14 protein-coding genes and 6 tRNA genes are annotated in these 16,145 nt (G+C 41.9%); 10 read left to right on the forward strand and 10 right to left on the reverse strand.

What is annotated here, in order from left to right; genetic code table 11:
• Positions 1-298: transposase domain-containing protein (locus tag L1N97_RS00005; protein ID WP_236128429.1), on the forward strand; the 298-nt coding region annotated here is incomplete at its 5' end.
• Positions 299-638: 340 nt separating this feature from the next.
• Here L1N97_RS00005 and L1N97_RS00010 read toward each other — a convergent pair.
• The 6 genes from L1N97_RS00010 to L1N97_RS00035 all read right to left on the reverse strand — a co-directional run bounded on the left by L1N97_RS00010 (position 639) and on the right by L1N97_RS00035 (position 1,347).
• Positions 639-714 (reverse strand) — tRNA-Glu (locus L1N97_RS00010).
• Positions 715-725: 11 nt separating this feature from the next.
• Positions 726-801 (reverse strand) — tRNA-Ala (locus L1N97_RS00015).
• A gap of 174 nt (positions 802-975) precedes the next feature.
• A tRNA-Glu gene (locus L1N97_RS00020) sits at positions 976-1,051 on the reverse strand.
• Between the two features lie 25 nt (positions 1,052-1,076).
• Positions 1,077-1,152 (reverse strand) — tRNA-Glu (locus tag L1N97_RS00025).
• Between the two features lie 31 nt (positions 1,153-1,183).
• A tRNA-Glu gene (locus L1N97_RS00030) sits at positions 1,184-1,259 on the reverse strand.
• Between the two features lie 12 nt (positions 1,260-1,271).
• Positions 1,272-1,347: transfer RNA gene (locus tag L1N97_RS00035), tRNA-Ala, on the reverse strand.
• A 237-nt stretch (positions 1,348-1,584) separates the two neighbouring features.
• Here L1N97_RS00035 and L1N97_RS00040 point away from each other — a divergent pair.
• Positions 1,585-2,583 (forward strand): AAA family ATPase, encoded by a 999-nt coding sequence (locus tag L1N97_RS00040; protein ID WP_236128430.1) that lies wholly within the window; start codon positions 1,585-1,587, stop codon positions 2,581-2,583.
• 72 nt (positions 2,584-2,655) lie between these two features.
• On the opposite strand, the gene L1N97_RS00045 is transcribed toward L1N97_RS00040, so the two are convergent.
• From L1N97_RS00045 to L1N97_RS00060, 4 genes are read right to left on the reverse strand one after another with little or no spacing between them, the layout of a single operon-like run.
• Complete coding sequence (locus L1N97_RS00045; protein ID WP_236128431.1) at positions 2,656-4,290, reverse strand: hypothetical protein; 1,635 nt, start codon at positions 4,288-4,290, stop codon at positions 2,656-2,658.
• The gene (locus L1N97_RS00050) at positions 4,265-5,155 is read right to left on the reverse strand and encodes an XrtA-associated tyrosine autokinase (RefSeq protein ID WP_236128432.1); all 891 of its coding nucleotides are present in this window, start codon (positions 5,153-5,155) and stop codon (positions 4,265-4,267) included. The genes L1N97_RS00045 and L1N97_RS00050 overlap by 26 nt, the downstream gene beginning before the upstream one ends.
• Complete coding sequence (locus L1N97_RS00055) at positions 5,152-6,729, reverse strand: XrtA system polysaccharide chain length determinant (protein WP_236128433.1); 1,578 nt, start codon at positions 6,727-6,729, stop codon at positions 5,152-5,154. The genes L1N97_RS00050 and L1N97_RS00055 overlap by 4 nt, the downstream gene beginning before the upstream one ends.
• 48 nt (positions 6,730-6,777) lie before the next feature.
• Positions 6,778-7,416: an XrtA/PEP-CTERM system exopolysaccharide export protein gene (locus tag L1N97_RS00060; protein ID WP_236128434.1), complete on the reverse strand. Its 639-nt coding sequence runs from the start codon at positions 7,414-7,416 to the stop codon at positions 6,778-6,780.
• Between the two features lie 250 nt (positions 7,417-7,666).
• Here L1N97_RS00060 and L1N97_RS00065 point away from each other — a divergent pair, with 250 nt between their 5' ends.
• The 8 genes from L1N97_RS00065 (at position 7,667) to L1N97_RS00100 (ending at position 16,136) form a co-directional block, all read left to right on the forward strand.
• Entirely contained in the window at positions 7,667-9,085 is a 1,419-nt protein-coding gene (locus tag L1N97_RS00065; protein ID WP_329605529.1) for a TIGR03013 family XrtA/PEP-CTERM system glycosyltransferase, read from the forward strand.
• Between the two features lie 5 nt (positions 9,086-9,090).
• Positions 9,091-9,939, forward strand: a complete 849-nt coding sequence (locus L1N97_RS00070) for an XrtA system polysaccharide deacetylase (RefSeq protein WP_236128435.1) — start codon at positions 9,091-9,093, stop codon at positions 9,937-9,939.
• 17 nt (positions 9,940-9,956) lie between these two features.
• Positions 9,957-11,207, forward strand: coding sequence for a TIGR03087 family PEP-CTERM/XrtA system glycosyltransferase (locus L1N97_RS00075; protein WP_236128436.1), 1,251 nt, complete (start codon positions 9,957-9,959; stop codon positions 11,205-11,207).
• Entirely contained in the window at positions 11,204-12,661 is a 1,458-nt protein-coding gene (xrtA, locus tag L1N97_RS00080; RefSeq protein WP_236128437.1) for an exosortase A, read from the forward strand. Before L1N97_RS00075 ends, xrtA begins: the two co-directional genes overlap by 4 nt.
• Before the next feature lie 63 nt (positions 12,662-12,724).
• The gene (locus L1N97_RS00085) at positions 12,725-13,327 is read left to right on the forward strand and encodes an acyltransferase (protein ID WP_236128438.1); all 603 of its coding nucleotides are present in this window, start codon (positions 12,725-12,727) and stop codon (positions 13,325-13,327) included.
• Positions 13,328-13,329: 2 nt separating this feature from the next.
• Complete coding sequence (locus tag L1N97_RS00090) at positions 13,330-14,292, forward strand: glycosyltransferase (protein WP_236128439.1); 963 nt, start codon at positions 13,330-13,332, stop codon at positions 14,290-14,292.
• Positions 14,285-15,007, forward strand: a complete 723-nt coding sequence (locus L1N97_RS00095; protein ID WP_236128440.1) for a GDSL-type esterase/lipase family protein — start codon at positions 14,285-14,287, stop codon at positions 15,005-15,007. The genes L1N97_RS00090 and L1N97_RS00095 overlap by 8 nt, the downstream gene beginning before the upstream one ends.
• Complete coding sequence (locus L1N97_RS00100) at positions 14,997-16,136, forward strand: acyltransferase family protein (RefSeq protein WP_236128441.1); 1,140 nt, start codon at positions 14,997-14,999, stop codon at positions 16,134-16,136. The genes L1N97_RS00095 and L1N97_RS00100 overlap by 11 nt, the downstream gene beginning before the upstream one ends.
• Positions 16,137-16,145 lie beyond the last annotated feature (9 nt).

The following is a 16,145-nucleotide window of genomic DNA, read 5'->3' on the forward strand; positions in this document are numbered from 1 at the left end:
GGCGCTGGTTGCCTATGTGGATAACGGTTATGCTGAGATAGATAACAACAGTGCAGAGCGCTCATTGCGGCCGATTGCCTTGGGCAGGAAAAATTACCTGTTTGCGGGTTCAGTTGCTGGAGGGGAGCGAGCTGCCGTGCTGTACTCAATACTAGGCACCGCTAAACTCAATGGCATCAATCCAAATGACTATCTCACAGCGGTACTTAAGCGTATCGGCAATCACCCCATCAATCGTGTCGATGAGTTGTTACCTTGGAATATCGATCTATCTAAACAGTCAGGTGACGCGATTTAAGACACTAAGTGTCCACTAAAATTAAGTGGACACTTAAATCAGAGCGCTAACCTGTGATCGCCGGACGCTTACTCACAATTAAGATATCAGCATTTAATATAAAAATGGCGTCCCCTAGGGGATTCGAACCCCTGCTTCCGCTGTGCAAAGGCAAAAGCGCGGTGTCCGCACCGCCATTCACGGCGAAAGCAGTAGAGAAATTAATATGATAATGGTTAATAGATGGCGTCCCCTAGGGGATTCGAACCCCTGTTACCGCCGTGCAAAGACAAAAGCGCGGTGTCCGCACCGCCATCACGGCACAGAAAACGTTTGAGATTGATTTAATATGAAATAAAATTGGCGTCCCCTAGGGGATTCGAACCCCTGTTACCGCCGTGAAAGGGCGGTGTCCTAGGCCTCTAGACGAAGGGGACGCACTGGAAATTGGTGGAGCTAAGCGGGATCGAACCGCTGACCTCTTGCATGCCATGCAAGCGCTCTCCCAGCTGAGCTATAGCCCCGAGTTATATTGAATCGGTTCTGGGAAAAGAAACCACTTAATGTGAAAATAATCATTGAAAGTGGCGTCCCCTAGGGGATTCGAACCACTGTCACCACCGTGCAAAGAAATTGCGCGGTGTCACACCGCCATCTCGGCGAGTAGATAATAAATTCAATTTAACTTTAACAAAAATTGGCGTCCCCTAGGGGATTCGAACCCCTGTTACCGCCGTGAAAGGGCGGTGTCCTAGGCCTCTAGACGAAGGGGACATAACAGTGAAAAGCGTGACTGAATTGGCGTCCCCTAGGGGATTCGAACCCCTGTTACCGCCGTGAAAGGGCGGTGTCCTAGGCCTCTAGACGAAGGGGACGCTGTAACAGTCTGAAAAGTGTAAAATTTAGTGGCGTCCCCTAGGGGATTCGAACCCCTGTTACCGCCGTGAAAGGGCGGTGTCCTAGGCCTCTAGACGAAGGGGACGCAATAAAATTTTGGTGGAGCTAAGCGGGATCGAACCGCTGACCTCTTGCATGCCATGCAAGCGCTCTCCCAGCTGAGCTATAGCCCCACACTTTTCTGTGCCAACTCTAAACTAAGCTTATCGCTGAACACGGGGCGCATTCTAGGGTGGTGCCTCAAAAGTGTCAACAGTTTTTTATAACAGCCCGATTGTTCGAGTAAATTTTAAACTATCACCAACCTTAATCACGTTTAAGCCATTAACACGCTTTTCTTTAGTGTTAGCCTTGGATTTTGTATACACTACGATCAGTTTACCGATGAAGAGCTTCTGGAAGGATTAACGATGTACGAGTCATACTACGGGCTGTCGGAGCGGCCTTTTCAGTTAACCCATAATACCAATTGGTTTTATGCCAGCCGCTTGCATAAAAAGGCTCTCGCCTATTTACAATATGGTCTGACGCAGGGCGAAGGCTTTATTGTTATTACCGGTGATGTCGGTACAGGCAAGACAACGCTCGCTAGTCAACTACTGTCTCAAATGAACCAAGACGAAATCGTCGCCAAGCAAATTGTTACATCAAGGCTTGGTCCAGATGATTTAATCCGTATGATTGCCAGTAGCTTTAACTTAATCGTCGCCGAAAACAATAAAGCAGCATACTTAGACGCTATCTACATCTTTTTGAAGCGTCTCAATTCCCAACATCGCCGCGCGTTGCTATTGGTTGATGAAGCGCAAAACTTGCCGCTTGAGTCAATAGAAGAGCTGCGCATGCTGTCAAATTTTCAAATAGATGGAAAGCCACTGCTACAAAGTTTTTTACTTGGACAAAATGAGCTTAACCCGATCATCCAAGCACCGAATATGGAGCAATTTCGGCAACGTATTATTGCGTCAAGTAACCTCGTGCCTTTGGTGCAAGAAGAAACACAAGGCTATGTAGAGTATCGCTTGCGTATGGCAGGATTAAATAGCCCATTACTAGAAGATGAGTGCTATCCGTTAGTACAACAGTTTAGCCGCGGCATTCCCCGCCGTATTAACCTATTACTCGACCGTGTGTTGTTGCTTGGCTATTTAGAGCAGCACCAAACAATCAAACCTGAGCATGTGCAAAGCGTGATTAATGAGATCTCCGAAGAGATCGCTCACCAAACAGCCCCCAGCCCTCAAAATATTAAAAGTGAAAGCGTAGCGCCAACAGCACCATCACCCTCGCCTGCCGCGCTTGGCAGTGCTTCAGTGCAACAGTTATTAGATGAGTCTTTAGAGCAGAAGCTTAAGTTAATAAAAGAGCTTGATGAGCTTATTCTGCAACGTCAGCAACAAGCAAAATAAGCTTCAGCTACCGATACACATAAAAACGGCGCTTAATGCGCCGCTTTTATTTTAAATACAACATGTTTAAGCTTAGAAACGATATTGATATTCTAACCAAACGCGATTCTCAGCATTATCAAACTCAGATTGATTTGAATCTCGATCTAATCGACGCAAAGCTAACCGTGCGGTAGAATGTGAATTGATAGTGCGTAAATAACTTAACGAGGCAGACAAGTTTTTATCTGTTCTTAATTCAGTAATGTACTTAGTGTTGTAATGCGTTACATCGAACAGCATTTTATTATGATCATTGAGCAGCCATGATGCTTGCAAACTCGCACTTTGGTTGGAGTTAGCCGCACCCGTTTCTACATATTCAGTTTCACTGTCTGAAAACAGCAGATTCAACGCTAAACGATTTTTGCTATATGCGATGTTGATACTTTCAGTTCGCACTTTTACTAGCTCTTGGCGCAACTCAGCGTTATTGATACTGACTTGCTGTAACGACTCACCAAATACAGGCACATATTGATTTGTCGGTGGCTTAAAGCAGGCATTAAAGTCAGATGCGCCATCTGGGCAAACAAACACACCTAAATCATCTAGTTCGTTATCAAACAGGTTTTGCGTTCTAACATTTTCAGAAACACTTAACCTCACCGACAAAAACCGCAAATCATACTTACCACTTAAGCGCATAGTTCGGCCAAAATAGCGCCGATCAAATGAGCCTTCTAAGCTGGTTCTGCGGCTTAACGCTAACAAGAAATCAGACGCTACATAGGTATCAGTTTCTGTTTTTAGGTCAAAGGCATTGGAGTCACTGCGATTCATGGTCAAGTTTATACGTGACTTGGCACCAAAACGGTATTCAACCCCCCCACCAAAATAGTCAAAACTGTTATCGTACTGCGCACCATTATCGGCTTCCTCAGCACCTAACCGACCAAAAAAAGAGAAATTTGGTGCAAAAGGTACACCGATAGATATGTTGTAGAAACTACCTGAAATATCATTGCCTGAATCACGCTCGGTTTCTTGTAAATTAGCTTCAAAAAACCAAAAGAAATTTAAACCACGGTTATTCGTTCCTAGCCGTAAATTAGCATTGTAGGCATCGGTGTCAAAGTTAGTAAAACCATCATCAACAATGCTTGTTTCTGATTCTGATTTACGATATTGCACAGCAATGTCAGTTATATAAACGGCTGAAGGCGAGTTAATATAGCTAACTTGAGTGCCATAACTATTCGCTTTACTAAGATTCTCAGCACCGGTGATTTTGTCAGAAAAAATGCCTAAGCGGCCATTTCTAACTACATAGTTTTGCTGAGCATTAAGCAGCCAATATAAACGCTTATTCAACGCGGTTATCTGGTTAGTAAATTGAAATTCGTTATAACTGCGACCATCGCGTTGCGCGTCATCATAAGCAACGGATTCATGTTGCCAAACCAATTTCGTTTGCATATTGGCTGACTGACGATTGAAAACAAGGCCAGGAGATAACTCCCAAGCCGCGCCATCATCCGTCTGATCAGACTCGGCCGTTTCAATCTGATAGCCATAAAAAGCCGTTTTAAATAACGGCGTAATCTTGGTTTCAGCAGCATTTAATGCTGCAGGCAACAATGCAACCGGCAATAGCAACAACAGCGAGTGCAACCTCGCTTTAGCAAAATGTTGTTGCTTGTTATTCAGCGCCGTAATAATAGCCATAACCATATCCTTTGCCCTGATTTCGGTGTGCCTTGTTAATTAAAAAACCAACCGCAATCTCTTTAGGAAGCAATGACACCGATTGTTCAATTTCAGCTAATCGGGTTTTATTTTCCTCAACAACAAGAACAGCTTGACCACACATTGCTGCCAACACAGACGTTTCGTTAACACCCAATAAAGGAGGTGCATCGAATATGACTAATCTATCTGGATAACGGTTTGCAAACTCTTCAGCGAGTTTTAACATTCGATCACTTGCCAGAAGCTCTGTAGACAAATGATGTGGGGAGCCAGCAGTAATTAATTTAAGCCGAGGGACATTGGTATTAAGAATGATATCGGATACTGAAACCTCAGTTGACAACAAATAATCTGTCAACCCTATCGGATAATCTACACCTAAAGTTTTAGCAACCTTTGGTCTTAAGACATCTGCATCGACCAACAAAACTGTTTTGTCTTGCTCTAACGCAATACTAAGCGCCAGATTTATCGATGAGAATGTCTTACCCTCACCCGGTCGTGAGCTTGAAACCAAAATTAGGTTTGAATTTTGTAAAGTTGACGATAAAACACCGAAAGCATTATTGATAAGCTTGCGTTTGATAACACGGTATTCTTCGTTTATCAGTCGCCGTTGCTTACTAAGAGAAACAAAGCCTTGTGATTCTAAGCGTTGTAAATCCAACTTAGTAACATTGCGATCTTCACTCGTCTCCACTTTTTTATTCGCATCATCAGAAAAAACAGTAGATGGCTGACTAATATCATCAACTCTTAATACTCGATTTTCTTGTTCCGCCGTCTCAGACGTGTCTAATTGTTCAGCGCGGCGCTGAATAGCTTTTTCAATAATACTCACCGCACAACCCTCATTAACAACTCCGCTGAACGACCAAATAGCATGTCATTACTCATTAAAACCAAGTAAAAAACAATTAACATTGCCGTAAGAGCAGTAAAATAGAAAAAGTGTAACCTAACCTGCTTTAAGATTTTCTCTTTTTCAGTGTGAGAAATCACACCAAAAACAGGATAATCACAAATAAAGCTAAGTTGAGAGGCACGACTCAGCACGGGTGACACTAAACTTCTCAAAAAAGCCATGCCTAAACCGGCACCTAAACCTAACAATAACACGACAGAATAAAGCAAGCGACGATTAGGACCTGATGCTTCAAAGGGTACTCGTGGAGGTTCGATGATTTTAAATTGTACATCTTGTTCAGAAGCATCAACACGACGAGAAAGCTCAGATGCTTCACGACGAGCCAAAAGCGCCTCATATTTTGAACGGTTAACATCATAATCTCGATTTAAGCCAGTGAACTGAGCTTCAATTTCAGGAATTAAATTTAAACGACTTTCTAACTCGTCAACCTTACCCTGAAAAGCATTAACTCTGACCCTCGTTGAGGCAACTTCAGTTTCCAGTCTTGCTACATTTAATTGTAACTCTTGATAGACAGAGTTTTGAGTAGCAACAAAGCCAGAACCTGATCTGCCGGAGCTAGATTCAGCTAAAGCGGTTAACTCATCATTTCGCTGTTTTACTAATGAATCAAGTAATCGGCGAGTTTCCACTACATCCGGATGGTTTTCAGTAAAACGGATCAACGCCATGTCTAATTGAGTTTGCAGTTGCTTAATTCGCTCGTCATATTGCGTGGTAATAGTATTATTATCACCACCTGCAGGATTTACTCCAGTCAGTTGCCCTCGGGCAGATTGCAGGCGAGTTTCTAACTCGCGAAGACCAAGTTTTGCATCCTCTAATTTTTGCTGTTCGTTTGCTAACTGGCTGTAATAATTGCTCTCAGAGCCCGGCAATAAATTCATGCGCGTTTTCTTAAATTCAGACAGTTTCTGTTCAGCCTCCATTAACCGACGTTCATAATCAGCAATTTCTCTGTCAAGAAATTCTTGAGCTGCCTGCGAGTCTGCACGGCTATTACCAATACGATTCTCCATAAAAGTATTTAGCGTTTCTTGAACGACTTTTAGTGCCTGCTGTGGCTGTGGGTTGGCATAGGTGATGGAATAGATATTTTCTCGGCTTGTGCCTGATACCTTTATTTCTTTTTGTAAAGCATCAATTATTGCTTCAAATTCAAGATCGGTTTTACTTTGCAGGTCTAAGTCAGCTTGACGGGCTATTTTTTGTAAATTTGTTCTACTTAGCAAAGTTCTTGCCATTAAACTAATTTCATCACGTTGATTTGTATTAATAGTTAGACCTCGAAGAATAGGCTCGAGAAAAGTACTACTTTCAACATATAAACGCGCGCTAGCTTCGTAGGTCGGTGGCATTTTATACACATAAAGCCACCCAGCTGGGCAAATCAACCATGCAGTAATGATGATATAACGCCGGCGCAGCCAGACACCTTGTAAATAGGTGTTTAATAATTCAAGCGCCTGCTGAATTTCTTTCATTATTCCTCCCTGAAGAATTTAAATTTAATGGCGTACTACAGATATCGCTTAAAACCATGCTTCAGGAACAATAATAATGTCACCGGGTAAGATATCTACGTTTGCTGAGATTTCACCTTCACGAACTAAGTCATCTAAGCGGATATTATAAGTGCGTTGCGAGCCATTGGTAGTGCGCACTAATTTAGCATTATTGCCATCTGCAAACTCTGTTAAGCCCCCCACCGTAATCATGACATCAAGTAAAGTCATGTACTGACGATAATTAACGGCTTGCGGATTGAGCGCTTGACCAATAACGCGAACTTGTTCGCTAAAAGGACCAACAAAATTATTAACTGATACCGTAACAACAGGATCACGAATGTATTTTGCTAAAATTTGCTCCATATCACGCGCTAGTTGCGTAGGTGTTTTACCACTCACTTCAACATCCTCAACTAAAGACGTCGAAATTTTACCGTCTGGACGAACAATAAAGCTTCCTGAAAGCTCAGGGTTACGCCATACAAATATAGTTAAAGAATCATCAGGACCAATCAAATACTGATAGTTATCAACTGAGGTTGTCGCAGAATTCTGCACGGATGCTCGAGGCAGAGTACTGTTATTAGCGCAGCCGCTAAGCAACAAAGTCGCTGCAAAAATTGCTGAAAAAGTTATTTTAACGTTTATCTTGTTATTCATAAAACGTGTCCTTTTGTCTGATGCATCATCAATATAACTAAAAGTTCGTCATTTAGCTGCTTTTTTTGAAGGTTAATTTCAAAAACGCAACTAGGAATTCAGCCTTAATTCAGCTAGATTACAGATCGACATCCAACTAGTTTAAAGGTACTATCACGACAATGTCTATTTATATTACCTAAACAGCAATTCGTGATGTTTAATGTTCCTCAAAACGAGTTAAAACACCAGCAAGTACCAAGGATGTGTTATGTTCAGCACAAGGATTAATCGTTCAAAAGTATCCGATAAGATACTGATGTTGGGCGAAATCAGTTTAATTTTGTTATCTGCCCATCTTGGTTTCATCCTCGCTGGCTTCGTTTCAGCAGAACCCATGGTATCGCTAACCCTAGAATGGGAAATGGTTTATATCGCCGTTTTCACATTTTCTACCATGCTTTGCACCCTGTCCTTAGGGCTTTATGATCATAAACTGCGCGAAACTAGCTCGGGTATTGTTAAACGCGTATTTCTCACTCAATGCTTCAACGTTTTATTTCTTGAATTTATTATTTTCAACATCGCCGACCACATTGATGTAGGCTTTATCCCGCTACTACTCTCGTCATTGATTACTGTATTGCTAATTAGCAGCTTCCGTACCTTTTTCCAATATCACGACTTAGTCAGACTTAGTCGCCGCAGAATCTTAGTGCTGGGTTCAGGCGAGCGTGCAGCTATTATTGAAAACAGAATGCGCCGTGATGTCGACCGACGTTATTTTGACTTAGTCGGTTTTGTGCGCATTGAAGGAGATAAAGAAGGCTATATTCCTGAAGACAAACTTATCGACATGGACTATCTAAACGACCTATTTACCTATGCTGAAAAACACAATATTGAACAATTAGTGATTGCCTGCGACGAGCGACGCAATATGTTACCTGTGGATTTGTTGTTTAAATGCAAAACACGCGGTATTGATGTTACCGACATCCTCGACTTTATTGAAAGTGAAACAGGACAAATTGCTGTAAACCTTATTTACCCAAGCTGGGTAATTTACTCTAATGGTTTAGCACGCAGCAAAAAATTTAGAACGAATTTAGATTATCGCTTAAATGCCATCTTAGCCATATTCACACTGCTACTGACTTGGCCAATCATGCTGATCACTGCCTTTTTAATTTATTTAGAAGATGGCCGAAAAACCGGTGCCCCCGTGCTTTACCGCCAAATCCGAGTAGGTTTTGATGGCCAACCGTTTCATATCATTAAATTCCGCAGCATGGGTATTGATGCCGAAAAAGACGGTGCGCAATGGGCTACCACTGATGACGTGCGCGTCACTCGCGTTGGCCGTTTTATCCGTAAATATCGTGTTGACGAGTTACCACAGTTAATTAATGTGCTTAAAGGCGAAATGGGCTTTGTGGGCCCTCGCCCTGAGCGCCCTGAGTTTGTAGATCAACTGGTGAAGGATATCCCCTACTACGCACAGCGCCATAACGTTCGCCCTGGTTTGACTGGCTGGGCACAGTTGAAATACCCCTATGGTGCTACAGCTGAAGATGCTTTAGAGAAACTAAAATTTGATCTCTACTATATTAAACATCGCAGCTTATTGTTAGACCTCACTATTTTAATCAGAACAGTTGAAATCGTCGTTCTCGGTAAAGGCCGCTAAGCATAATGTCAATAAAGCAAAAACCCATCAGCGCATTAACAGTAGATGTTGAAGATTACTTTCACGTCGCGGCTTTTGAAAAGAATATCAAATTAAGTGACTGGGATAAGATGCCCGTTCGCGTTTTCGATAATACAACACGGTTACTTGACTTATTTGATAAGCACGATGCTAAAGCAACTTTTTTTCTTTTAGGATGGGTAGCAGAACGTTTTCCTCATTTGGTTAAAGACATTCATAGTCGTGGACACGAAGTGGCGAGTCATGGATACAATCATGTAAAAGCAACACTGCAAAGCCGAGCTGAGTTTGCGAAGGATGTTCGAGATACAAAAGCCTTATTAGAAGATTTAACAGGAGCTGCTGTTGTTGGTTATCGTGCTCCCAGCTTTTCTATTGATAAAACCAACGAATGGGCTTTTGGTGAGTTACAAAAAGCAGGCTATCAATATAGCTCTAGCACCTACCCAGTAAAACATGATTTATATGGCACGCCTGACTGGCCGCAATTACCTTATATGCGACCTGAAGGGATATGGGAATGCCCTATGCCCATCCTCAATATGGCAGGAAAACAATGGCCGGTTGCAGGTGGTGGTTACTTTAGGTTAATGCCCTATTGGCTAAGTAAGCGTTTAATTAGCCGTTACATTAAAACAACCGCCAGTCCCTATATGTTTTATTTTCATCCTTGGGAAATTGACCCTGACCAACCACGTATTGATAACGCTAGTTTTAAATCTAAATTTAGGCACTACGTAAATTTAAATCGAATGGAAGATAAAGTCAGTGCATTATTAGTTGATTATCGGTGGCAGAGTTTGCAGCAAGTTTATGCTAATAACTTCATCTGATAACAATAGCTAATACCATGGAACAGGTTTACCGACTATCAGAGCCCCTCTTAGCAAATAACAACGAACTGTCTAAGAGGAAACCGAAATTATTGTTTTTGTGCCAACGACCTCCCTATCCTGCAGATAAAGGTGACAAAATTCGCTCATTTAATGTTATGCGCGAACTATCTCAATACTTTGAGATCCATCTTGGCGCATTAACAGAAACACAAAATGAGCTTCAATACACCAAAGCATTACATCAATGGTGTGCATCTGTTCAGCTTGTGTACCTTCCTCAATGGCAACGTAAACTTCAAGCACTGCAGTGCCTATTTATCGGCAAACCCATCACCAAGGGATGGTTTTTTAATCAAGCTCTGCAAAAATGGGTTAATCAGCAGCAAAATAAACAATTTGATTCAGTATTAGTGTATTGCTCCTCTATGGCGCAATATATTGAGCAGTCAGTTTGGCAAAGTACAAATTGTGTAATTGATTTTGTTGATGTCGATTCGGCAAAATGGCGAGAGTATGCAGCAAGAAGCAGCCAGTTAAAAAGTTGGCTCTATCAGCGGGAAGCCCGATTGCTAGAGCGCTATGAACAATATATTTGCTCCAACCTGGTTCGAGCAGCATTTTTGGTAAGCGAAGCAGAATGTGCACGTTTACAACAGCCCGCTAATTGCCAAGCGCATATTGGTTATTACGCAAATGGTGTCGATCTAGCTTATTACCAACCTCAGAGTAATGTGCTGCTGCATAGTCATGATATTGTATTTACCGGTGCGATGGACTATTTACCGAATATTGATGCGGTTCAGTGGTTTGTATTACATTGCTGGCCTGCCATTCAACAGTGCAGCCCCAATGCACGGCTGGTTATTGTGGGTAGTAACCCTGCCAAAAGTATAAAAAAACTGATGGCAAACCCAAACATTATCATTACTGGTCAAGTACCGGATGTCAGACCTTATCTTGCAAACGCAGCGCTAGCCATTGCACCAATGCAGTTAGGTGGCGGTATTAAAAATAAAGTATTAGAAGCCATTGCTATGTCACGACCAATGGTTGTTAGCACCTTGGCAACACAAGGTTTGAAGCTACCGAACGATCCCGCTCTCATCGTGGCTGACTCGGCAGAAGAAACGATTGCGGGCTGCTTACATTTTCTGCAACACCCATGTGCTTCAGAGCAGCTACGCGATTGGATCAGTCAACATGCTTCTTGGGCGGAAACGATTAAACCTCTGTTATCAGCTTTAAATGCTAAGGATGCAGCATGAATAAAACATATCCTCATATCAGTGTTTTTTTTCTAGCGCTAGCCGCGATAATAGCGATTGTTTGGCCGAGTTTAGCGGAAATGGAGTCGTTATGGCGCCGTTCAGAAACTTTTATGCACTGCTATTTAATTATTCCTATCTTTGCTTGGTTACTATGGCGTCGCTGGCCTTATCTTGAAACAAAAGAACTTACCTTTAGCCCCATTGCAGCAGTGGCCGCCGTTTTTTGTTTAACTGCTTGGTTATCTGCGTATTTAGTTGAAGTTAGCTTTATTGCTCACTTTAGTATTATTGCCTTCCTGCAGTGTTTAGTATGGGCTTGCTTCGGGAAAAAGTTCGTTCTCTCAATCCGATTTCCGATGTTGTATTTATATTTTTTAGTGCCCTTTGGTGAAGCAATAAACCCATTTTTACAAGATATTACCGCGTATCTCACGGTTGGGTTATTAAACGGTGTTGCTATACCAGTATTTAGAGAAGGCTTGTATTTACACACTGCCTTTGGTTTATTTGAAGTGGCGGTAGCCTGTTCAGGTTTAAATTTCCTTATTGCAGCACTGTCACTCGCCTGTCTCTATGCTTATCTCACTTACAGCAGCTTGTTAAAACAAGTAAGCTTTGTCATTATCGTGATTATTTTATCAATTCTTGCCAATAGCCTGCGCGCCTTTTTATTGATCTATATTGCTAAAGTGAGTGACTTTAATTATGGTTTTGGCGATGACCATTACTACTATGGTTGGGCTGTGTTTTTCTTGGTCATTTTTACTAATTTTTGGTTGGGAGGCTACTTTGCTGACAAAACGCCTTCTGTTAATCAAACTTACAGTCCTAAAGCAGATAAATATAAACCGTTTAATCGAATGATAGCTGGCATTACGGTATCAATTTTAGCGGTTAGTTTGTTCAGCAGTGCCTTAATACGATTTAATTTACCATTGACTGAAGTAATTACAGCGGCTCAACCATCACCACAAATCCTCTTATCGAGACAACAAAATCCCTCTGACTGGGGAATTACGTTTAATGATGGTCTGTACCGAGATTTCTTAGTACTGGAGAATAGCGTAGAAATTTTGCACGCCAGTTATGCCAGCAGACAAGATCAAGGTGAAATGATTAACTGGCGCAATCGTTTATTCGATAGAGATGGTTGGACGATTGTACGCAGGACCGCTATAGGGACAGGATGGCGGAACCAAGCAGAACTGCTTTTTCTACGGGATAACAGAGGTCGTTCTCGTACGGTACTTTACACGTATCGGATAGGTAAGCTTAATCTCATTCGCCCCGAGTTGGTAAAAATAGCACAGCTACTTGATTTGCTAAGCATACAACAAGGAGCATCGGTATTGGCATTTTCGATATCAGACGTAAGCGATGATGAGGCAACTGATATTTTACAACAAAGTTATTTGCTATTGAGCTGTTTGCCGGAATCCTGTAAGTCATGAGTAGTGTTTCAATCAGAGTGCTACCAGAGAACGCTACTGGTTACGCAGCAGGATAAATCACTAATGAAAACTATCTTTAAAAAGTTAATCAAATTATTTTTTCGCTTGTTAGCATCGCCATTTTTTATTTGGCTTTCTCTCAATACCGTGTTAATAGGTAGAGATCAGGCATTCCAGTCGATGTCACAAGTTCTGAGTGTGATCCCAGGCATCCTTGGCATTTATTTGAGGGCTGCCTTTTATCATCTAGCTTGTCCCAACACATCCGATGAAATATCGATAGGTTTTTTAAGCTTGTTATCGCATCGCGATACGGTCATAGAAAAAGGCGTCTATATTGGACCACAGTGTAATATAGGAAAATGCCGGATCGGTGCGGATACCATGCTGGGCTCCGGCGTGCATATCCTCAGTGGCAATAAACAGCACAATTTTGAAAATACCTTAAAACCGATGCAGCAACAAGGCGGACATTATCATCAAGTTAACATTGGCCGCGACTGCTGGTTAGGGAATAGCTCCGTAGTGATGGCCGATGTTGCAGACCATTCTATTATTGCTGCAGCAAGCGTAGTAACCAAATCGATTGAGGAAACACATAGCATTTGTGCTGGAAATCCGGCAAAGTTTATTAAATCCAGACTCAATCAACAGAGCAAAGATTAGTTATGCAAATCCACGGTACCGAAGTTGCTTTTGTCATCCCGGCCTTAAACGAAGAGCAAAATTTAGCCAACACCTTAACAGTGATTAAACAGCTATTCGGCAGTTGTGAAGGAGTGATTTTAGCTGACAATGGTTCGACTGATCAAACAGTTGAAGTTGCAAAAAGTTTTAATATAACAACCACAGTGCATCCCGGTGTTTCTATTGCTGCACTTCGCAACCATGGTGTAGCAATGACCCAAGCAGACATTATCGTTTTTATCGATTCGGATATCCAACTGGATCCAAGCTGGCCGAAGCATTTTGCCCATACTGTCCAGCAAATTAAAGCTTCGCCTTTGACGGTTGCGGGATCACGCTGCCGAGCTATCAACAAAAATAATTATGTTGGACGTTACTGGTATAACCGGCTCAGTCAGCAACAGAGCACTAACTACATCAATTCAGGGCATTTAGTTGTCAGCCGTGAACTGTTCGACCGCATCGGCGGTTTTGACGAATCGTTGCGTACAGGCGAAGACTATGACTTCAGCCAACGTGCCCTTAAAGCCGGTGGAAAAATAGAGCCCGATGCAGCACTGATTGCCTGGCACGATGGGTACCCTGATACCATAGGCGGATTTATGGCACGTGAAATGTGGCACGGCCGTGACGAATTCAAATCAATAACCTCAATTTTTCAATCGAAAGTGGCATTAGTATCTGTGACTTTAACACTGTCTTTGGCTGTTGCGCTTGTACTTTCCGTTCAGCAATCAAGCTTACTGCCAATATTATGGTATTCTGGGTGTTGGGCTTTATTAATTTTGACATTGATTATACAAAAATTCGGCTTAAGTAGTTTAAAAGTAACTACGAACAGTGCGCTGCTCTATTATTTGTACTTTCTGAGCCGTTCTTTTGCCTGGAGTTTTAAAGCCAGAAGGCCACTCGCGCGAAGCAGACAGGAAAAACCTGATGAATAGCTTTAGACTCAATCGCACACACTCAAAGGCATTTTTTTTACTTCTTTTGGTACTATTACCGGCATTAACTGCTTTAGCTTGTCGTTCTTATTTTCATCGGCAAACCGCCGCAGATAAATCATGGTTTTACCAGCAATCTCTGGAAATCATGTATCATCGACAGGCTTTGAATCTGCCGGTTGGCTCAGTGGTGTTTTTTGGAGATAGTCAAATCCAGGGGCTAGCGGTTACTGCCATCAGCCCAAAAGCAGTGAACTTTGGTATTGGCCACCAACAGTTGCAACGTTTAGCGTTCCGTATTGCCGACTATCCCAACCTTGAACGGGCAGAAAGAATTTTTATCGGCATTGGTATTAATGATTTATTACATGCTCCATCCGATGACCTTGAACGGGCAATCTCACAATTAATCAGCGGATTGCGCTGTTGCCACAGCAAAGTTACTTTGCTGAGTATTTTGCCGGTCAACGAAGTGAAACTCGCAAGACCTGGCTTGAATAAACAAATTGTTAAGCTCAACGAGCAACTGAAAGCTGCTGCCAATCAAGCCGGTCTGAATTTTATTGATTATCAAACGTCGTTTTCGGATCTAAACGGACATTTGAATATTCGTTATGACCTTGGGGATGGTTTGCATTTGAGTCAGGCTGGATATGACCACTTAATCGAAAAAATAAAAACAGGTTTACTAGGGGCGCCCAAAAATGCAAGCTAGTCATCCGGGACATTTACCACAACTGACATGGTTACGTGGTATCGCTGCGTTATTTGTGTTGTTCTCACACATTAATCGCGCCAATGAAACTAGTTACACCGGAGAGCAACTCCAAGACTATTGGTTGTTAAACTGGCTTGACCTAGGTAGTTTTGGCGTGGTGTTGTTTTTTACGCTGAGCGGCTGCACTTTGTATCTAAGTTCTTACCGACAGGGCTTTCCTGATATCAGAATCGGGTACGTGTTTTATGTTAAGCGGTTCTTTCGCATATGGCCTGCTTTTGCCGTATCTCTTTTGGTTTATATTATTGTTGGTCATCTGCTCCACGAAACATTACTCCCCTATCATGGTGGTTGGCTTGCTACTCAGTTTACAAATCCTTACTCATTTACTGATATACTTAATTATATGCTCCTTGTCTTTAATTTCACAGGACCATCTGAACTTTTTAACAATGCGTACTGGAGCCTCCCAGTAGAGTTTCAGTATTATTTGACGCTTCCTTTGCTCATTATATTATTGCAGCGATATGGCCCTGTAGCACTCTTTGCAATGGTTGTGCTCGGTCATGTTTTGTACAAGGCCGATATCAGCTCAATCGACAGTCCGCTAGTCTTCCGTTTATTTTTTACTTTTTGCTTTGGTATTTTTGCTGGGTACTTGTATGCAAATACGCGGATACGACTAGCAGCATGGTTTACACTGCCATTGATTCTGCTACTGACAGCTTTTACTTACCTTTTTAGCGCTGGTGTATTCAACCATATACCAATGCCGTCAGAGTGGATACTGTATGGGCTTAGTGCGGTGGGCGTTGTTATTTTGTCTGTAATTACAACTATCAGACTTCCAAAAAAAATAGATGATTTTCTTACATTTTATGGCGATATTTCTTATAGCTTGTACTTATTTCACAATTTGATTATTGCAATAGTTGTTGTATTTTTTATTCAGAACAACCTCTTAATTTCACAATACAAGCTATTATATCTAACAATATCTACAACGATTTTCTCGACTTTCGTAGCGTGGTTTTCATACAAGTATATAGAGCTCCCAATGATGCATTATGGTAAACATTTATCACGTAAATATATTAAGAGCATAGATGAAAAAATATCAAATTAGTTCCTAATG

Origin of the sequence: Rheinheimera sp. UJ63 (assembly GCF_021568285.1) — a bacterium.
Classification (GTDB): domain Bacteria; phylum Pseudomonadota; class Gammaproteobacteria; order Enterobacterales; family Alteromonadaceae; genus Alishewanella; species Alishewanella maricola.

Coding starts and splice junctions, on each gene's coding strand:
- L1N97_RS00075 (WP_236128436.1), top strand. CDS start 9,957: ATGGAACAGGTTTACCGACTATCAGAGCCCCTCTTAGCAAATAACAAC.
- L1N97_RS00065 (WP_329605529.1), top strand. CDS start 7,667: ATGTTCAGCACAAGGATTAATCGTTCAAAAGTATCCGATAAGATACTG.
- L1N97_RS00070 (WP_236128435.1), top strand. CDS start 9,091: ATGTCAATAAAGCAAAAACCCATCAGCGCATTAACAGTAGATGTTGAA.
- xrtA (WP_236128437.1), top strand. CDS start 11,204: ATGAATAAAACATATCCTCATATCAGTGTTTTTTTTCTAGCGCTAGCC.
- L1N97_RS00045 (WP_236128431.1), bottom strand. CDS start 4,290: ATGGCTATTATTACGGCGCTGAATAACAAGCAACAACATTTTGCTAAA.
- L1N97_RS00060 (WP_236128434.1), bottom strand. CDS start 7,416: ATGAATAACAAGATAAACGTTAAAATAACTTTTTCAGCAATTTTTGCA.
- L1N97_RS00055 (WP_236128433.1), bottom strand. CDS start 6,729: ATGAAAGAAATTCAGCAGGCGCTTGAATTATTAAACACCTATTTACAA.
- L1N97_RS00100 (WP_236128441.1), top strand. CDS start 14,997: ATGCAAGCTAGTCATCCGGGACATTTACCACAACTGACATGGTTACGT.
- L1N97_RS00095 (WP_236128440.1), top strand. CDS start 14,285: ATGAATAGCTTTAGACTCAATCGCACACACTCAAAGGCATTTTTTTTA.
- L1N97_RS00040 (WP_236128430.1), top strand. CDS start 1,585: ATGTACGAGTCATACTACGGGCTGTCGGAGCGGCCTTTTCAGTTAACC.
- L1N97_RS00090 (WP_236128439.1), top strand. CDS start 13,330: ATGCAAATCCACGGTACCGAAGTTGCTTTTGTCATCCCGGCCTTAAAC.
- L1N97_RS00085 (WP_236128438.1), top strand. CDS start 12,725: ATGAAAACTATCTTTAAAAAGTTAATCAAATTATTTTTTCGCTTGTTA.